Raw genomic sequence first — 16521 nt, forward strand, 5'->3', positions numbered from 1 at the left:
AAAGGAGGACAAAGATGGATACTCTAATGCACTATGCCTGGCTGATCCCTCTGTTTCCGCTTCTTGCTTTCATCGTGATCGTCTCATTTGGTCGCCAATTGAAAGAAGGAGCGGCCATAGTGGGCATTACCCTGACGGCTGTTTCTTTTGGAATCGCAGTGCTCATCTTTTGGGAGAGATTCCAGGGTGGGGGTACCGATTACAATTATGTGATAGATTGGCTGCATATTGGCGATATCGTGATCAACATGGGATTCGAAGTGAATCCGCTGAATGCTATGATGCTCGTCATTGTGACATTGGTCAGTCTATTGGTTCAAATCTATTCCAAGGGCTACATGCATGGGGATGAACGCTTTCCGGTGTTTTATCAATATCTGGCACTGTTTTCGTTCTCCATGCTGGGATTAGTTATCTCGCCAAATTTGTTACAAGTGTATATTTTCTGGGAGCTGGTAGGGGTATGCTCCTTCCTGCTCGTCGGCTACTATTACTTCAAGTCAGAGGCAAAAGCGGCCGCCAAAAAGGCTTTTATCGTTACACGCATCGGGGACCTTGGTCTGTTCATTGGGATATGTCTTTTGTTCTGGTGGACCGGAAGTTTCGAGTACGGAGCTATTTTTGAGAGTATCGCGCTCGGACGTCTGGAACCATGGATGATTACGCTTGCGGCGATCCTCATTTTCGTCGGGGCCATGGGAAAATCAGGTCAATTTCCGCTTCATACGTGGCTGCCTGATGCTATGGAAGGTCCAACACCTGTATCTGCATTAATTCACGCGGCTACGATGGTCGCGGCTGGTGTTTATTTGGTCGCTGCTACCTATCCGCTGTTCATCGCTTCCGATACCGCTTTGACAGTCGTAGCGTATGTAGGAGGATTCACCGCCATATTTGCAGCTTCCATTGGTTTGACCCAACGGGATATCAAGCGTGTCTTGGCTTATTCCACAGTCAGTCAGCTCGGGTACATGATGCTGGCATTGGGTGTAGCGGGTGCTGCAGGTTATGTAGCAGGTTCCTTCCATTTGATGACGCACGCCTTTTTCAAAGCACTGCTCTTCCTTGGAGCAGGTAGTGTCATCCATGCTGTACATACGCAGGATGTATTCGAAATGGGTGGCTTGTGGAAAAAGATGCCGATCACCGCTTTGACTTTCTTGATCGGTTGCTTGGCTATTGCAGGGATCTTTCCGTTCGCTGGTTTCTGGTCGAAAGAAGCTATCCTGGGGGCTGTTTACGGAGCGCACCGCTACGACTTGCTGTTCATCGCGCTACTAGCAGCATTCTTTACTGCATTCTATATGTTCCGTTTGTTCTTCCTGACATTTGCAGGGAAGGCACGTGGTAAGCACGAAGCACACGAATCTCCAAGTGTCATGACAGGTCCGCTTTTGGTCTTGGCATTGCTTGCGGTTGTCGCAGGCTTTGTGAATACGCCATACGCGCCGTTACTCTCTGATTGGTTATTGTCAACGAACACAGGGACGGCAATCACGAGCATTTTTGGGGAAGGCACAGAGCACGCGGCTGCTTGGTTGCAGATTGTGGCACTGTTGATCTCCATTCTTGGAGTCGTACTGGCTTACTTGATGTACGGCAAGAAATCAATCTCCTCGGACAGTATTCCAAAAGCAATGCCGTGGCTCTATCAGCTCTCATATAAGAAGTACTACATCGATGAGCTGTATCACAACGTCATTGTTCGTCCATTAGGCTGGCTTGGATTTGTTCTGGATGTATTTGACAAGTATATTGTGGATGGTCTGGTTGGATTGACAGCAAAAATCACCCAAGGAATCGGCTATTTGCACGCAAGAGTACAAAGTGGGCAGATTCAGTCCTATGGGGCAATGGTCATATTCGGTCTGTTGCTATTAATCATCGCCATCAGTTTGACGGCCAAGGGAGGTGGACTCTTTGGGTAATATCCTTTTGTCATCACTGGTGTTCTCTCCGCTGCTGGCGATTCTCGTCATGGCTTTTATTCCCAGTCGACAGGCAGGTGTGATCAAGCAGGTCGGGATTTTTGGAACGTTGCCGGCACTTATCTTGGCAGGTTGGATGTTCGGCATGTTTGATTACGAGACAGCCAACTTGCAGTTCGTGGAAAAGTACAGTTGGATTTCGATTCCGATTGGAATGGCTCAGGCAGGTTCCGTCTTTGCTTTTGAGATCAACTACGAACTCGGCGTAGATGGTATTTCGATGCCATTGATATTATTGACGGCGATTATCGGTACCCTCGCGGCAATTGCTTCGTGGCAGATCAAGAAGAGGCAGAAGGAGTATTTTATCCTGTTTCACCTGCTGTTGATTGGCATGTTGGGAGTCTTTGCTGCAGACAATCTGTTTCTGTTCTTCATTTTCTTCGAGTTGACACTCGTACCGATGTACTTCCTCATCGGGATTTGGGGATATGGGGAGCGTGAGCAGGCGGCGAACAAATTCCTTTTGTATAACGGAATCGGTTCAGGGATCATGCTGCTTGCTTTCATCGTTATCTTTGTCATCATGCGGACGCTCAATATGGATGAAATCACGGCGATCTTGACGACACCAGGGCATCCGATTACCGAAATCCTTACACCGGAAATGCGTTTTGGAATCTTCCTAGCGCTATTTATCGCTTTTGCGATCAAGCTGCCAGTATTTCCGTTCCACACGTGGATGCTACGCGTACACGTACAGGCTCCACCTTCTATCGTCATGATTCACTCTGGTATTTTGCTGAAGATGGGGGCTTACGGTCTTTTGCGGATGGGAGTCGGCTTCTTCCCAGAGCAGGCCAATGAATTCTCTACAACAATGGCAGTTTTAGGGATCATCAACATTTTGTACGGAGCGGTATTGGCTTTTGTACAGAAGGATTTGAAAATGGTGCTGGCTTACTCCAGTATCAGCCATATGGGCATCGTCTTGCTCGGTTTCGCATCGATGAACACGATCGGGTTTCAGGGAGCGATGTTCCAGGTGGTATCCCACGGCTTTATCTCGGCACTGCTCTTTTTCTTGATCGGTGTCATTTGGGATCGGACGCAGACATCGATGCTCGACGATTTGGGCGGTTTATCCAAGTCCATGCCGTTTGTCAGCGGCGTATTGTTGGCAGGCGGGATGGCTTCACTCGGACTTCCGGGCATGTCCGGATTCATTAGTGAGTTCTTTGCCTTCCTCGGTCTGTTTGGTCGTTTGCCAGTATTGGCAGCAGTGGGTGCGATCGGGATTGTCCTCACCGCGGTTTATTTGCTCAGAGCGATCATGAAAACAACTTTTGGCCCTACTCCTGGTAGATGTACAGGACTTGCTGATGCACAGCCGATGGAAGTCATTCCGATGGTGGTCCTGTTGGGATGTATTATTCTCATCGGGGTTTATCCGGCAGTTCTGGGGAATCCGATGCAGCAGGCGCTGAAAACGATCGTACCTATCGTAACGGGAATAGGAGGGTAATCCATGGAAGTTAAAGATATTTTCTCATATGACTGGAGCTACCTTCTGCCCGAGTTTATCATTCTTGGCTTTGCTACCTTTTTATCACTGTTGGATCTTTTTGCGGGCAAGCGTCTCGGCAAGCAGGTCATCGGTTGGCTATCCTTCCTGGGAACCGTCATAGCGGCGATCTTTGTGATCATCAATATGAATGCTCTCGATAAGCCATACAGCTACATGATTGACATGATCCGAATCGATGATTACGGCAATGCGTTCAAGCTGATTTTTCTGGCAGGGACAGCTTTTGCTATTCTCATCTCCCTGTCTTATCTAAAATCAGGGGAAATTCAGGACAGAGGCGAATATTATTATTTGCTGCTGACCGGGCTTCTCGGGGCTATGGTCATGGCTTCGTCAGCTGACTTGATTACCTTGTTTGTGGGACTGGAGCTATTGTCTCTCTCGTCCTATGTACTGGTCGGTTTACGAAAAAAATCGCAGCTCTCCAACGAGTCGGCGTTCAAATACGTCGTTTCGGGAAGTATTGCCACGGCTGTGCTCCTGTTTGGGATGTCGTACGTGTACGGACTCACGGGAACCACACATATTTATGAAATCTCGTTCCGATTGGCAGAAGCGGGAATGGCGGGCTACCAGTTCCTCGTCTATACGGCGTTTGCGTTTCTCGCAGTAGGTCTTGCCTTCAAAATATCTGCAGCGCCTAACCACATGTGGGCGCCAGATGTCTATCAGGGTGCTCCTACCCCGGTCACTGCTTTCTTGGCAGTTGTGTCAAAAGCAGCAGGGTTCGCGCTGATCTTTCGAGTGATGATGATCTCGTTTTTCAACGTTTCCGATGGAACAGGATCAGGACGGTTCTTTTTCGAAGAGGGAAGCCTCTATCTGGGGCTGATGGCAGCGGCCTCGATGATTATCGGGAACACGATGGCGCTCAGACAGACAAACGTCAAGCGTATGATGGCTTACTCAGGTATTGCGCAAGCGGGCTATTTGCTCGTACCGTTTGTACCGCCGACTTCTCTCTTTTTCAGTGAAGTGATCTTCTATCTGTTCGGTTACTTGCTCGTCAGCTTTGGTGCTTTCGCTGTGATCATGGTAGTATCTCGTGAGCAAGAGACAGAGGATTTGAAAGGATTTGCCGGATTGTATCATCGCTCACCAGTGATGGCAATCGCGATGAGCATCTTCCTCTTGTCCTTGGCAGGTATCCCGATTACGGTTGGTTTCTTCGGGAAGTTCTATCTGTTCATGGGTACATTAGTGGTAGAAAACTACTGGCTGGCGGCGATCATGATCATCACCAGCGTCATTTCCTACTACTACTACTTTGGGATTATTCGTCAGATGTACATGCGTACTGGGACAACCGAAGCACCTATGGTTGTGCCCAAAGGCATCTGGACGTTTATTCTCATCATGGCAATCGCTACTGTATTCTTCGGTGCTTTTCCGGGTCTGGTCACCGACTATATCCAGATTCATTTCAATCCGTCCTTTGATTTTGGGAACATGCTCTCTCCCAGCTCTCAGTGATACTCGTAACTGAATAGCACATCAGGTACAATAGAAGGGATGGCTCGTGATCGGGCCGTCCCTTTTTCTATGATTCTCGGATGGGTAATGAGGAGGTAACTAGCATGCCACAAGAAGTATATGGCTTGTTGAGCATCATTTTATCGATTGCGTTTATTGCGCTCGCTTGGTGGGCGTTGCAATCTTTTCGCTTTGATAAGATTTTGAAAAAACCAAATGGTGCTCAGGCGAAGCTGTTGCAAATTTTTCTTTCCATTGTGATTGGATATGAACTGTCCCGCTTTTTCCTTGATTACTTGGGCTGGTCCCTGACATTCGGGAATTTGTTCAACTAAATACGAGAAAGACGACGATTCGCTGGTATATCCACCCAGCTACATGTACAAAATGAGAAGTACAAAGAGATACATGTAAGCATAGGGAGAGGGTATCAATGGGGAAATGGTCTGGTTGGTTCGTGCTGGCTCTATTGCTCGTGATGGGAGCCGTGTATTGGATGCCTGCACAAGCAAAGGAAGAACAGCCGGTTGCGACCGAAATGATGAAAGTACTAGAAGAAACCGGCGCAACGGGTGTATCGGTTCAGGTACGTATGCGTACGGCGATAGGGGAAGGCCTGCGACCTGAACAAGTAAAAGAGTTGGCGACGAAATGGGCACAACAACTTGAGATTCCGTTTTCCCCAAGCGAACAATCGCGTAAACACAACATGTTCGCATATAGGACTACATACACAAAAAACGGCGTGGATCTGAGCTACGAGGTGACAGGAGTTCCTAAAAATGGAGCATTTTCTGTATATCTAGTACTTCAGTTATCTGGAAACCGTGATTCGCTACTATATATTGGACAAGTACAGGAAACCTTCACGAATGCCCTGCAAAGCGCCGACTTTATTCCGCAAATTAGCACTTGTATTCGCGGATTGTACAATGTTAAGATGGGTGTTGACCAACAGGAGGGTAAAATATTGTCGATTTTTGGTACTCTCCAGGCGACAGAATTGGAACGTTTGCAAGATGAAACGGTTGTCAGTATTTCAGGGTATACCCCTATGTGGGAATCATTCATCGCGTTAAACGGTCAAAAGATGAATCTACAGGTGGCTACGCATCGTGATAGCCATTCTGGGACATGGATTACGGTAGGTACACCAATCATCACTGTGGAATATTAGCACGCGGAGGGGTACACATTGGATAAAATTATTGTCCGTGGTGGTAAGGCATTGGCTGGAAATGTAAAAGTATCTGGCGCCAAAAATGCCGTACTCCCTATTATTGCAGCATCTATCTTGGCAGAAGAAGGGACTTGCGTCATCTCAGACGTACCAGGCCTTGACGATGTCCGGACGATATGCGACCTCTTGAAATCGATGGGAATCTCCCTTACATATGATCACGAAGTGCTGACGATCGATGCTTCCAAGCTTACGAGTGTTGAAGCGTCCTATGAACTGGTCCGCAAAATGCGCGCATCCTTCCTCGTGATGGGGCCGCTTTTAGCCAGAAAAGGACAAGCTCGTGTCGCTCTTCCGGGTGGCTGTGCCATTGGTACGCGCCCAATCGACCAGCACCTAAAAGGGTTTGAGGCTATGGGAGCCAAAATCGAAATCGGACAAGGGTTTATTGAAGCGACGGTAGAAGGACGATTGAAGGGTGCGAAAATCTACCTGGATATTGCTAGCGTTGGTGCAACAGAAAATATTATGATGGCCGCTGCTTTGGCAGAGGGAACCACATTGATCGAAAATGCGGCAGAAGAGCCGGAGATCGTTGATTTGGCGAACTTCCTGAACAGGATGGGAGCAAAAATCCGCGGAGCGGGTACAGGCTCAATCCGCATCGAAGGCGTGGAAAAGATGAAGGGCTGCACACATTGTGTCATTCCTGACCGTATTGAAGCAGGAACTTTCATGGTGGCTGCAGCGATTACCGGTGGGGATGTCTTTGTGGAAGGTGCGATTTGCGATCATCTCAAATCCGTGACCGCCAAGCTTCGTGAAATGGGCGTGGACATTGAGGAGCAAGAAAACGGCATTCGTGTACGCCGCACAGGCGCATTGAAAGCAGTTGACCTCAAAACGTTGCCATATCCTGGCTTCCCAACGGATATGCAGTCGCAAATGATGGCGCTTTTGCTTGTTTCGGAAGGAACGAGCATCGTGACCGAAACGGTATTTGAGAACCGCTTCATGCACGTGGAAGAGTTCCGTCGCATAAATGCGAATATCAAGATCGAAGGCCGCAGTGCCATTGTCGAAGGCGGTTCCAAGCTGACAGGAAGCAAGGTAGCAGCAACTGACTTGCGTGCGGGTGCAGCACTTGTACTGGCTGGGCTCGTATCTGAGGGAGAGACTGAGGTTTCTGCCCTGCACCATATTGACCGTGGCTACGTGAACTTTACGGAAAAGCTGCTGGCTTTGGGAGCAGATGTAGAACGCGTGGTTCCAGAAGAAAAGGCTCGTGAAAAAGCAGTTTCCGAAACCATCAAAGTAAGCTTCTCTCCTAATTTTGCTTGATAAATGCGTCAACCATATGGCAAAACGAAAGATTCTCTGCGTATGCAGGGGGTCTTTTTTTCGTTCTCTCGACTCTCTCATTCTCTCGTTCTACCGCTCTGTTACAGTACATAGACTTTAGTAGGTTATTCAGACTTTTCGTGTCTAGTACGTAACGGGGAGGATCTCTTGCATGAAACGCTATCTACTTATGTGGTTTATCGCTTTGCCGATCTTGCTCGTCATGATGCCTGCAGCTTTGGTCTTTTGGTTTTCACCAGCAATGAGCCCTGTCAGTCAGCCTACTGTGACCGTCTCGGAACCCTCCATACCGGCGATGAAAGAAGCAGCTTCCTCTCTGCCGGTAAAGGTGTACCGTACAGAAAAAAAGGTCGTGGAAACATTTCCGCTAGAAATGTATATTACCGGAGTGGTAGCGGCGGAAATGCCAGCCGAGTTTGAGCTGGAGGCTTTAAAAGCACAGGCGTTGGCGGCCAGGACCTATATTGTGCGCCGATTAAAAGAGGGCAAGTTTGATGATGTCCCATCAGGCGGTGAGGTCTTGGATACAGTGCAGCATCAAGTCTATATGGATGAAAAGCAGCGGCGTGAGCGTTGGGGAGATCAGTATGAATGGAAAAACAAACGCATTCAGCAAGCAGTTATGGCGACAGCAGGGATAATCCTGACCTACCAGAACGAGCCCATTGACGCGACGTTTTTTTCCACCAGTAATGGTTTTACAGAAAACTCGGATGAATATTGGGAAAAACCCATTCCTTATTTGAAGAGTGTTGCGAGTCCGTGGGATATTCAATCTCCTCGCTATGAGGAAACCGTCGTCATGTCCACGGGGGAACTAGAAAAGAATTTGGGCGTCAAGCTCACGCAGGAGGCCTCCTCCAATGGTTCCTGGTATCGGATCGAATCACGTACAACCGGAAATCGCGTAGGAACGATCACCATAAGTGGCAAGGAATTTTCCGGACGAGAATTTCGTGAAAAGCTCAACCTGAACTCTTCCTCCTTTACATTGGACTTGCGCGGCAATCAGGTTTTTATTACGACCAAAGGGTACGGTCATGGTGTCGGGATGAGCCAGTGGGGGGCAAATGGAATGGCCAAAAGCGGCAAAAGCGCGGAGCAAATCGTCAAGCACTTCTACCAAGGGATAAGTCTGCAAGCGTATATAAAAGTGATCCCAGCTTAAAAGAAAAGCAAATTTTTACTTTTCCCTACTCTCTCAGGTTTATACGCCAAAATTCTGGCGATACTGAGGGATGAGGTGATGAATAAAATGGAAGATCAAAAAAATCAACCAATTCCATTCAAGAAGGCAAGTTCTTGGAAAAAAGTTTTGGGCAAGAAATGGGCGTTTCCTGCAATCTACATCGGCACCGCAGCAATCATTCTCGCTTTTGTGATGTGGTATCAGGGCAATGTCATGAACACGGTATCCAAAATGACTAATGGCACAGATGGCGTGGCAGTGACAACTCCTGCAGCTCCTGAGACGACTACACCGCAAAACGAAGAAGCGGTACCTGCTACAAGTGGCGTAAAACCACTCGCTTGGCCAGTAGGAAAAGGCGTACAGTACAATGTGGGCATGAACTACTACGATGAGAAAGCCTCCAAGGACAACCAGCAAAAAGCATTGGTGAGCTTCGACAACACCTTCTATCCGCACACAGGTATCGACCTCGTATCCACGGATGGAAAGAGCTTTGATGTGATTGCAGCTCTTGCGGGTAAAGTAGTAAAAGTGGTGAACGATCCACTTGTCGGCAACGAGATTGAGATCGAGCACGCAGACAAAATGATTACCGTCTATCAAAGCCTGGAAAGCGTAACTGTCAAACCGGGCGATGAAGTAACACAAGGTCAAGTAATCGGGTCTGCTGGGCGCAACACCTTTGAAAAAGACGCTGGCGCACATCTTCACTTCGAAGTTCGGATCGATAACCAGCCTGTCAATCCAGAGCAATACTTGATTCAGGCTGAATCGGAAGTAAAAAATCAATAACCAATGAATTTAGAAAAACACCTGCAAAATACAACAATTGCGGGTGTTTTTTTGCGTGTGGTACAACCTGTTGAAAAAAGATGCGGCCGTGCTGGCTTGTCAGGCTTGGAAACGTAGAATATGTGTCCCTACGCACCCATATATTGTATCAGACAATGTAGATACAAGGAGGCGAGTAATGTGCACGACTACATCAAAGAGCGGACCATCAAAATCGGCCGATATATTGTAGAGACAAGAAATACGGTTCGGATGATCGCCAAAGAGTTCGGTGTTTCGAAAAGTACAGTGCACAAGGACTTGACTGAGCGGCTACCTGAGATAAATCCGGAGTTGGCGAACCAGGTTAAGGAAATTTTGGAATATCACAAAGCCATCAGACATCTTCGAGGAGGCGAAGCGACCAAGATCAAGTACAAAAGGCGTAGTAAAAAAGTACGAGTAGAACAGGAGGAGAGTGTGTAAGAAAGAATTTCCTTGTCCTCTCACGTAGAAGAGCCTATGATATTAGGTAGAAATGTAACTGGTAATCAGGGAGGACCTTTCATGTTTGGCAAAGATATCGGAATCGACTTGGGCACGGCCAATGTCTTGGTTTTTGTAAAAGGCAAGGGAATTGTCCTAGACGAACCATCTGTCGTGGCAATAGATAGTAAAACCAGAAAAGTTTTGGCCGTAGGAAATGAAGCCTATCGCATGGTAGGCCGCACCCCAGGAAATATCGTAGCGATCCGACCTTTGCGAGAAGGGGTTATCGCGGATTTTGAAATCACAGAGGCTATGCTGAAGCACTTTTTGAACAAAATTGGTGGAAAGAGCATGTTCGCCCGTCCGCGCATTTTGATTTGCTGCCCGACCAACATCACGTCTGTTGAGCAAAAAGCAATTCGCGAAGCAGCTGAGCGCAGCGGTGGAGCAAGAGAAGTATTTATCGAAGAAGAACCGAAAGTTGCCGCAGTTGGGGCAGGAATGGACATTTTTCAGCCGTCCGGTAATATGGTAGTGGATATCGGTGGGGGAACGACCGATGTAGCGGTATTGTCGATGGGCGATATTGTCACGTCTTCCTCCATTAAAATAGCAGGCGATACATTCGATGTGGCTATTATGCGTTACATAAAAAATAAATACAAATTGCTGATTGGAGAGCGTACGGCTGAAGATATCAAGGTTCAGATTGGAACCGTATCCGGCGGACGCCAGGACGAAATGGACATTCGGGGTCGAGACATGGTAAGCGGCTTGCCGCAAACGATTACCATTCGCTCCACTGAAGTCCAGGAAGCCCTGGCTGAGTCGGTGAGTGCGATTGTACAAGCCTCAAAATCTGTTTTAGAACGAACACCTCCGGAGCTTTCTGCCGATATAATTGATAAGGGTGTTTTCCTGACCGGTGGCGGCGCATTATTGCACGGGATTGACGAGATTCTGGCAGAGGAGCTGAAGGTTCCTGTGCTGGTAGCGGAAGAGCCAATGATGTGCGTTGCAAAAGGAACAGGAATGATGCTGGACTATTTGGACAAGATGCCGGCTCACTCGAATAAGCGATTATTCAGGGGGTAAGATTACGTGATCAGAGGCTTGTATACGTCTGCATCTGGCATGCTGGCTTTGCAGAACAGGCAAGAATCGCTGGCGAACAATTTAGCAAATATCAATACACCCGGGTTCAAACAGGACGTGGGTGTCATGCGTGCATTTCCGGAGCAATTGCTCTCCCGCATGAATGATCAGGAAGGACTGGATGTTCCCGGTATCCCTACTATGCCTGGACAGCCTGCCATGATCGGGCGTTTGAACACAGGGGTATACATGTCGGAAGCGCTACCGAATTTTGCGCAGGGGGATATTGAAGAGACACGCAATCCGTATGATCTTGCGCTGATGGACAATATTCAGCCGGATCAGAATGGGAATGAGCGGCGGTTGTTTTACAGTGTGGCTCGGATTGAACAAGCAAATTTAGCAACGCCAGTGCAGCAAGAGGATATCCGCTATACGAGAAATGGTAACTGGAGCGTGAATGCGGAAGGTTATCTGGTGACAGCGGAAGGGTATTATGTACTGGATAGTTCTAATCAGGCGATTCGTATCAACCATGATCCCGCACTCGGTACCAATGTCGGGCAAAACCTGAAAATTACCGAGCGTGGCGAATTAATGCAAGTTACCATTGATCCACTTACAAAAGTAGAACAGTATACGGCGCTTCCTACTCATGCTAGATTGGGACTTGCTGTGGTAACCGATCCGCTGAAGCTCGTACGAGAAGGAACGAATGTTTTTCGATTCGAAGGCGACATAGCGGTAGAAGGGATTGACTTGGCTGAAGCCAACGATCAGGCTGCCATAGCAGCAGGTACATACAATACTCCTATGGTCGAAGGACGTTTCGGTACACAACAGGGCTGGCGTGAACGTTCGAATGTAGACCCAGGTCAAACCATGACGAGTATGATGAGTGTGCTTCGCGCCTATGAAGCGAACCAACGGGTGATTACCACGATTGATGGTACGCTAGAAAAGGCTGCTAATGAAATTGGTCGAGTTAATGGATAATAGGAGGTAGGAAGGATGCAGTCGCTTAATATTTCCACATCAGCTATGCGCGGTATTCAGCAAGCGTTGGACAATACAGCCAACAACCTGTCGAACATTGATACGATTGGGTACAAGCGCAGGGTCGCATCGTTTTCCGAGCTCCTCACAGACTCAATGAACGAGCAGCCGGCAGCGGACAACCAAAATCGTAATTCACCAGTGGGGCTGAGAGTAGGTAGTGGAGCCCATCTTGCTATGACCAAGCTGGATCTCGGTCAAGGCAGTCTCAAGCAGACAGATGTGCCGACAGACGTTTTGATTGAAGGAGATGGCTATTTTTTGGTCACTCGTAAAATCAAAGATGCGAATAACATTACCGTTGATGAAGAAAGCCGATTTACTCGTAATGGCTCTTTTAAGCTCAGTTTTGATGCTGATGATAATGGATATGTATTGCACACCAGTTCGGGTCATATTTTGACAGACGAAGATGGAGCGAATATCGTATTCCCGGAGCCAGTAAAAAACATTGAGATTTCTCCTGATGGTACTTTCAGTGCGGATGGAATGCCGGCCCCTGTAAAAATTGGTGTATGGAATGTAGAAAACCCTGATCAGCTAAAGCAAGTCGGTGAGAATCTGTTTGATGCCGAATTGGCTTTCCGGGTAGGACCACAAACTAAATACACCAGTGCATATGATAATGGTGTAACATTGCGCCAAGGTGCTCTCGAATCATCCAACGTCAACATGACAGAGGAAATGTCCCAACTGGTGAACATTCAACGCGCGTATCAATTGAACTCACGCGCAATCGGCATCAGTGATCAAATGATGGGCATTGCCAACCAACTGAGAAGCAGATAACCCATATTAATCAACATGACGGAGGAGAGGAGCATGGAACAAGGGAAGAGCAAACGTTTCCCGCGTCAGACCGAAGAAGTTAAGACAAAAGGAAAAGAGCGGGAACGGAGCGGCAAGAATTGGCGACTGAGAGTTGCCAAGATGGTGCTGGTCCCACTCCTGCTGTTTTTCTCACTGGTCATTGGTCTGATGATCGGATACGGTGGGGTTGGCAAAAAGCCGATGTCTGACGTATTCGAGCTGGGAACCTACAAACATATGTGGGATTTAATGTTTGAAGAAACGAAATAACGAAGCAGGACAAGCCCGAACCTATGGTTGGGGCTCCTATTTTTTCGAGGACTTGTTGTGGTGTTTGTCCACAGAGTATAATAGGGCGAGTGGTTGAAAAAGGAAGTGACGATTGGAATACGGAGGGATGTCCGTGAATCTTCCTAATTTGCTTACGATCTTTCGCATCGTGCTCATCCCTTTGTACCTGTACGTCTTTTTTTCGGAGTTTCCGTATCATGTTGAAATTGCTTTAGGCATTTTAATTTTGGCGGGAGTGACCGATATTGCCGACGGGTACATCGCGCGGAAGCATAAGCTTGTGACCACCATCGGAATGATGTTAGATCCTCTGGCAGATAAGTTAATGATGTTGGCGGTCATCGCCTCATTATTTTTGACTGATCGAATCAGTATATGGGCCGCCCTGTTTTTCTTTGTGCGCGATCTGGCAATGATAGTAGCAGGAGCTGTTTATCACTTCCGCGGGAAAAAAACCGTTCCGGCAAACGCCTACGGCAAGCTGACAACCGTTCTTTTGTATGTTGTCATCCCACTGGTTATGTATCGCTATGAGTACAGTGAAGCGATACTTTGGTCAGTTATAGCGTTCTCATTTATCGTGAGCGCGATTTATCTGGCAAAGGCTCGACTATTGAACCGCGTGTAAGGGGAAAAAGAGCACTTCCCGCTCATTGGGGAGGAAGGAAGTGCCCCTTTTATCTTAACCCCGCTTGTCCGTTTAGACGTGGCGGGAGTTATGTATATTGTTTCGTAGGTCAAAGGGTATTCATGCATAGACAAGTCTAGTTAAGTATGGAAATGGAGCGATACATAATGGAAATCAAAGCGCCTTTGGATATTATGCAAATTCAGGAAATCATACCGCACCGTTACCCGTTTTTGTTGATCGACAGAATTGAAGAGCTGGAGCTAGGCAAAAAAGCGGTAGGGATTAAAAATGTAACAGTAAATGAACCATTTTTCCAAGGTCATTTTCCGGGTTATCCAGTTATGCCAGGTGTCCTTATTGTGGAAGCTTTGGCGCAGGTTGGAGCAGTAGCGATGCTCAGTATGGAGGAACATCAAGGAAAAATTGGACTGTTCGCAGGTATTGATGAATTCCGTTTCAAAGATCAAGTGAAGCCGGGAGATACGTTGGTGCTTGAGGTTGAGCTTACTCGTGTGCGTGGTACCGTCGGCAAAGGACATGGAAAAGCACTGGTAAATGGGAAAGTAGTAGCAGAGGGTGGATTGATGTTTGCCCTGACGGCAGGAAATAAGGCACATTCATGATCATCTTGAATGTGCCTTTCTTTTCGGGTAAAATGGCTAATGGGCAACTCCATGCATTGAATAGGTAGTTTAAAAAGTCGACTTTTTAAACATTCATTTACTAACAAGCACTTGAAGGTGAAGAAATGACCAAACAGGTCGCAACCATATTAGATGTGCCATTTACGACTCGCGGTTTCCGTGAGACTGTCGATCATATAACAGAGCGAATACAAAGCGGTCAAAAGACCCACGTGGTAACCGCCAATCCGGAAATCGTCATGGTAGCGAGAGAGAATCGCGCTTTCCGTTCTATTGTAGAACAAGCCTATGTTGTTCCAGATGGAATCGGAATCGTATACGCCGCCAAATGGACGAATCAGCCGATTTACGAGCGCGTTACCGGTGTAGAGCTTCTGGAAGCATTCATGGCGAAAGCCGATCAACATCAATGGGGCGTGTATTTACTCGGTGCCAAGCCAGATGTCATTCATTTGGCAAAAGACATACTGAGTGCTCGTTATCCGAACGCCCGAATCGTCGGATGTCGGGATGGCTATTTTCGCCCAGAGGAAGAAACTCAAATTGTACAAGAAATTGCCGAAGCGAAACCGCAGCTTCTGTTCGCGGCACTGGGTGCGCCCAGACAGGATGAATGGATGGCGAAGTATCGCGATCAGTTAAATGCCTCCCTGATGATGGGGGTAGGCGGAAGCTTTGACGTCATTTCCGGGAAAGTGAAGCGCGCTCCCGAGATCTGGCAAAAACTGCATTTGGAATGGTTTTATCGACTTGCTTCCGAGCCTTCTCGCTGGAAGCGTCAACTGGCTATTCCCCGGTTTGTTCTAACCGTATTGAAAGAAAAATGGAGTAGCCGTTCCTAGATGCATCCGTAGAGAGGAGAACAGTCGATGTCTACACTAATCCTCGGATTTCTGACTTCGCTGATCATATCGTTTATTGCAACACCGTATGTAAAAAACCTGGCTGTAAAAGTAGGAGCAGTGGATGCCCCGAACCAGCGCAAGGTACACACGCGAATCATGCCACGTATGGGTGGCTTGGCTATTTATATCGGTTACTTGGTTGCGTTCTTCCTTTTTGTCCCGTATACAAGCCTATCGGAAATGTTGGGAATTTTCATCGGAAGTACGATCGTTATGGTCGTTGGCATGCTCGATGACAAATACCAGCTCTCGCCGAAGTGGAAGCTGCTTGGACAGCTAGTCGCAACAGCGATTGTCGTCGTTCCTTTTGGTTTGAAAATCGGCGTCGTGAATCTGCCGTATAGCGGAAGTATTGATTTCAGTAGTGGCTGGCTCTTCTGGCTCGCGATTCCGATCACGATGTTTTGGATTGTCGGTGTAACGAATGCAGTGAACCTGATTGACGGTCTCGATGGCCTATCAGCAGGTGTGTCTGCGATTGCTGCAGGGACAATGGGTGTCATGGCCTTGTTGATGGATGATTACAAGGTAGCGACCTACTGTTTCGTGCTCCTCGGAGCGATCCTGGGCTTTCTCTACTTTAACTTTCATCCGGCTCGTCTGTTCATGGGCGACACTGGTTCGCTATTCTTGGGCTTCAACCTGGCAGCTCTGTCGATCATGGGCTTTAAAGAAGCGTTGTTCGTTTCCTTTATCATTCCAATCGTCGTGCTGGGTGTACCGCTTTGGGATACGTTCTTCGCCATCGTGCGCAGGATCGTGAACAAAAAGCCGATTTCGAGCCCAGACAAAGGGCATTTGCATCACTGTTTGCTGAACATGGGGCTGTCGCACCGCTCGACTGTACTCACGATTTACTCGATCAGCATTTTCTTTGGAATGATGGCGATTCTGCTGACGAAGACGACGAAGTGGACTACGATTATCGTCATGGTTGCGTTGTTGATCGTCATTCATCTTGGAACGGAGATTGTTGGACTCGTTAGCCGCCGTCACCGTCCACTGATCAATACGTATCGACGGATTAAAATTAAACAGACCGATCAACAGCGTCGGACGAATTAGAAATAAACAGAACCCTAGCATCTGAACTGTTACCCAAGAAA

At 47.7% G+C, this 16521-nt stretch carries 17 protein-coding genes; all 17 read left to right on the forward strand.

Going from position 1 to position 16521, the window contains the following annotated elements:
• Positions 1–14: 14 nt before the first annotated feature.
• The 17 genes from nuoL to C7R93_RS16045 all read left to right on the forward strand — a co-directional run bounded on the left by nuoL (position 15) and on the right by C7R93_RS16045 (position 16480).
• Positions 15–1928 (forward strand): NADH-quinone oxidoreductase subunit L, encoded by a 1914-nt coding sequence (gene nuoL, locus C7R93_RS15965; RefSeq protein ID WP_106839728.1) that lies wholly within the window; start codon positions 15–17, stop codon positions 1926–1928.
• Positions 1921–3453: a complex I subunit 4 family protein gene (locus C7R93_RS15970; RefSeq protein WP_106839729.1), complete on the forward strand. Its 1533-nt coding sequence runs from the start codon at positions 1921–1923 to the stop codon at positions 3451–3453. Before nuoL ends, C7R93_RS15970 begins: the two co-directional genes overlap by 8 nt.
• Before the next feature lie 3 nt (positions 3454–3456).
• Entirely contained in the window at positions 3457–4989 is a 1533-nt protein-coding gene (gene nuoN, locus C7R93_RS15975; protein WP_106839730.1) for an NADH-quinone oxidoreductase subunit NuoN, read from the forward strand.
• A 104-nt stretch (positions 4990–5093) separates the two neighbouring features.
• Positions 5094–5324, forward strand: a complete 231-nt coding sequence (locus C7R93_RS15980; protein WP_106839731.1) for a DUF1146 family protein — start codon at positions 5094–5096, stop codon at positions 5322–5324.
• 98 nt (positions 5325–5422) lie between these two features.
• On the forward strand, positions 5423–6166 hold the full coding sequence (locus C7R93_RS15985; protein WP_106839732.1) for a YwmB family TATA-box binding protein: 744 nt from the start codon (positions 5423–5425) through the stop codon (positions 6164–6166).
• A gap of 18 nt (positions 6167–6184) precedes the next feature.
• The gene (murA, locus tag C7R93_RS15990; protein ID WP_106839733.1) at positions 6185–7510 is read left to right on the forward strand and encodes a UDP-N-acetylglucosamine 1-carboxyvinyltransferase; all 1326 of its coding nucleotides are present in this window, start codon (positions 6185–6187) and stop codon (positions 7508–7510) included.
• 172 nt (positions 7511–7682) lie between these two features.
• On the forward strand, positions 7683–8699 hold the full coding sequence (spoIID, locus tag C7R93_RS15995; protein ID WP_106839734.1) for a stage II sporulation protein D: 1017 nt from the start codon (positions 7683–7685) through the stop codon (positions 8697–8699).
• An 87-nt stretch (positions 8700–8786) separates the two neighbouring features.
• Entirely contained in the window at positions 8787–9515 is a 729-nt protein-coding gene (locus C7R93_RS16000) for a M23 family metallopeptidase (protein WP_106839735.1), read from the forward strand.
• Positions 9516–9695: 180 nt separating this feature from the next.
• Positions 9696–9980, forward strand: a complete 285-nt coding sequence (gene spoIIID, locus C7R93_RS16005; protein ID WP_003388385.1) for a sporulation transcriptional regulator SpoIIID — start codon at positions 9696–9698, stop codon at positions 9978–9980.
• A gap of 81 nt (positions 9981–10061) precedes the next feature.
• Positions 10062–11078: a rod shape-determining protein gene (gene mreB, locus C7R93_RS16010; protein ID WP_017252335.1), complete on the forward strand. Its 1017-nt coding sequence runs from the start codon at positions 10062–10064 to the stop codon at positions 11076–11078.
• A 6-nt stretch (positions 11079–11084) separates the two neighbouring features.
• Positions 11085–12074, forward strand: coding sequence for a flagellar hook-basal body protein (locus tag C7R93_RS16015; RefSeq protein ID WP_106839736.1), 990 nt, complete (start codon positions 11085–11087; stop codon positions 12072–12074).
• 15 nt (positions 12075–12089) lie between these two features.
• Positions 12090–12923 carry a flagellar hook-basal body protein gene (locus C7R93_RS16020; protein ID WP_106839737.1) on the forward strand — a complete coding sequence of 278 codons (834 nt, stop codon included), beginning with the start codon at positions 12090–12092 and terminating at the stop codon, positions 12921–12923.
• A 33-nt stretch (positions 12924–12956) separates the two neighbouring features.
• On the forward strand, positions 12957–13214 hold the full coding sequence (locus C7R93_RS16025; protein ID WP_106839738.1) for a DNA-directed RNA polymerase subunit beta: 258 nt from the start codon (positions 12957–12959) through the stop codon (positions 13212–13214).
• Positions 13215–13341: 127 nt separating this feature from the next.
• Positions 13342–13863, forward strand: a complete 522-nt coding sequence (locus C7R93_RS16030) for a CDP-alcohol phosphatidyltransferase family protein (RefSeq protein ID WP_039960720.1) — start codon at positions 13342–13344, stop codon at positions 13861–13863.
• 167 nt (positions 13864–14030) lie between these two features.
• The gene (gene fabZ / locus C7R93_RS16035) at positions 14031–14489 is read left to right on the forward strand and encodes a 3-hydroxyacyl-ACP dehydratase FabZ (RefSeq protein ID WP_106839739.1); all 459 of its coding nucleotides are present in this window, start codon (positions 14031–14033) and stop codon (positions 14487–14489) included.
• A 125-nt stretch (positions 14490–14614) separates the two neighbouring features.
• A complete protein-coding gene (locus C7R93_RS16040; protein ID WP_106839740.1) occupies positions 14615–15352 on the forward strand; it encodes a WecB/TagA/CpsF family glycosyltransferase in 738 nt (245 codons plus the stop codon).
• Positions 15353–15379: 27 nt separating this feature from the next.
• Positions 15380–16480 carry a glycosyltransferase family 4 protein gene (locus C7R93_RS16045; protein ID WP_106839741.1) on the forward strand — a complete coding sequence of 367 codons (1101 nt, stop codon included), beginning with the start codon at positions 15380–15382 and terminating at the stop codon, positions 16478–16480.
• The last annotated feature ends 41 nt before the right edge of the window (positions 16481–16521 follow it).

The sequence above is a fragment of the Brevibacillus fortis genome (assembly GCF_003013395.1).
GTDB classification, from domain to species: domain Bacteria; phylum Bacillota; class Bacilli; order Brevibacillales; family Brevibacillaceae; genus Brevibacillus; species Brevibacillus fortis.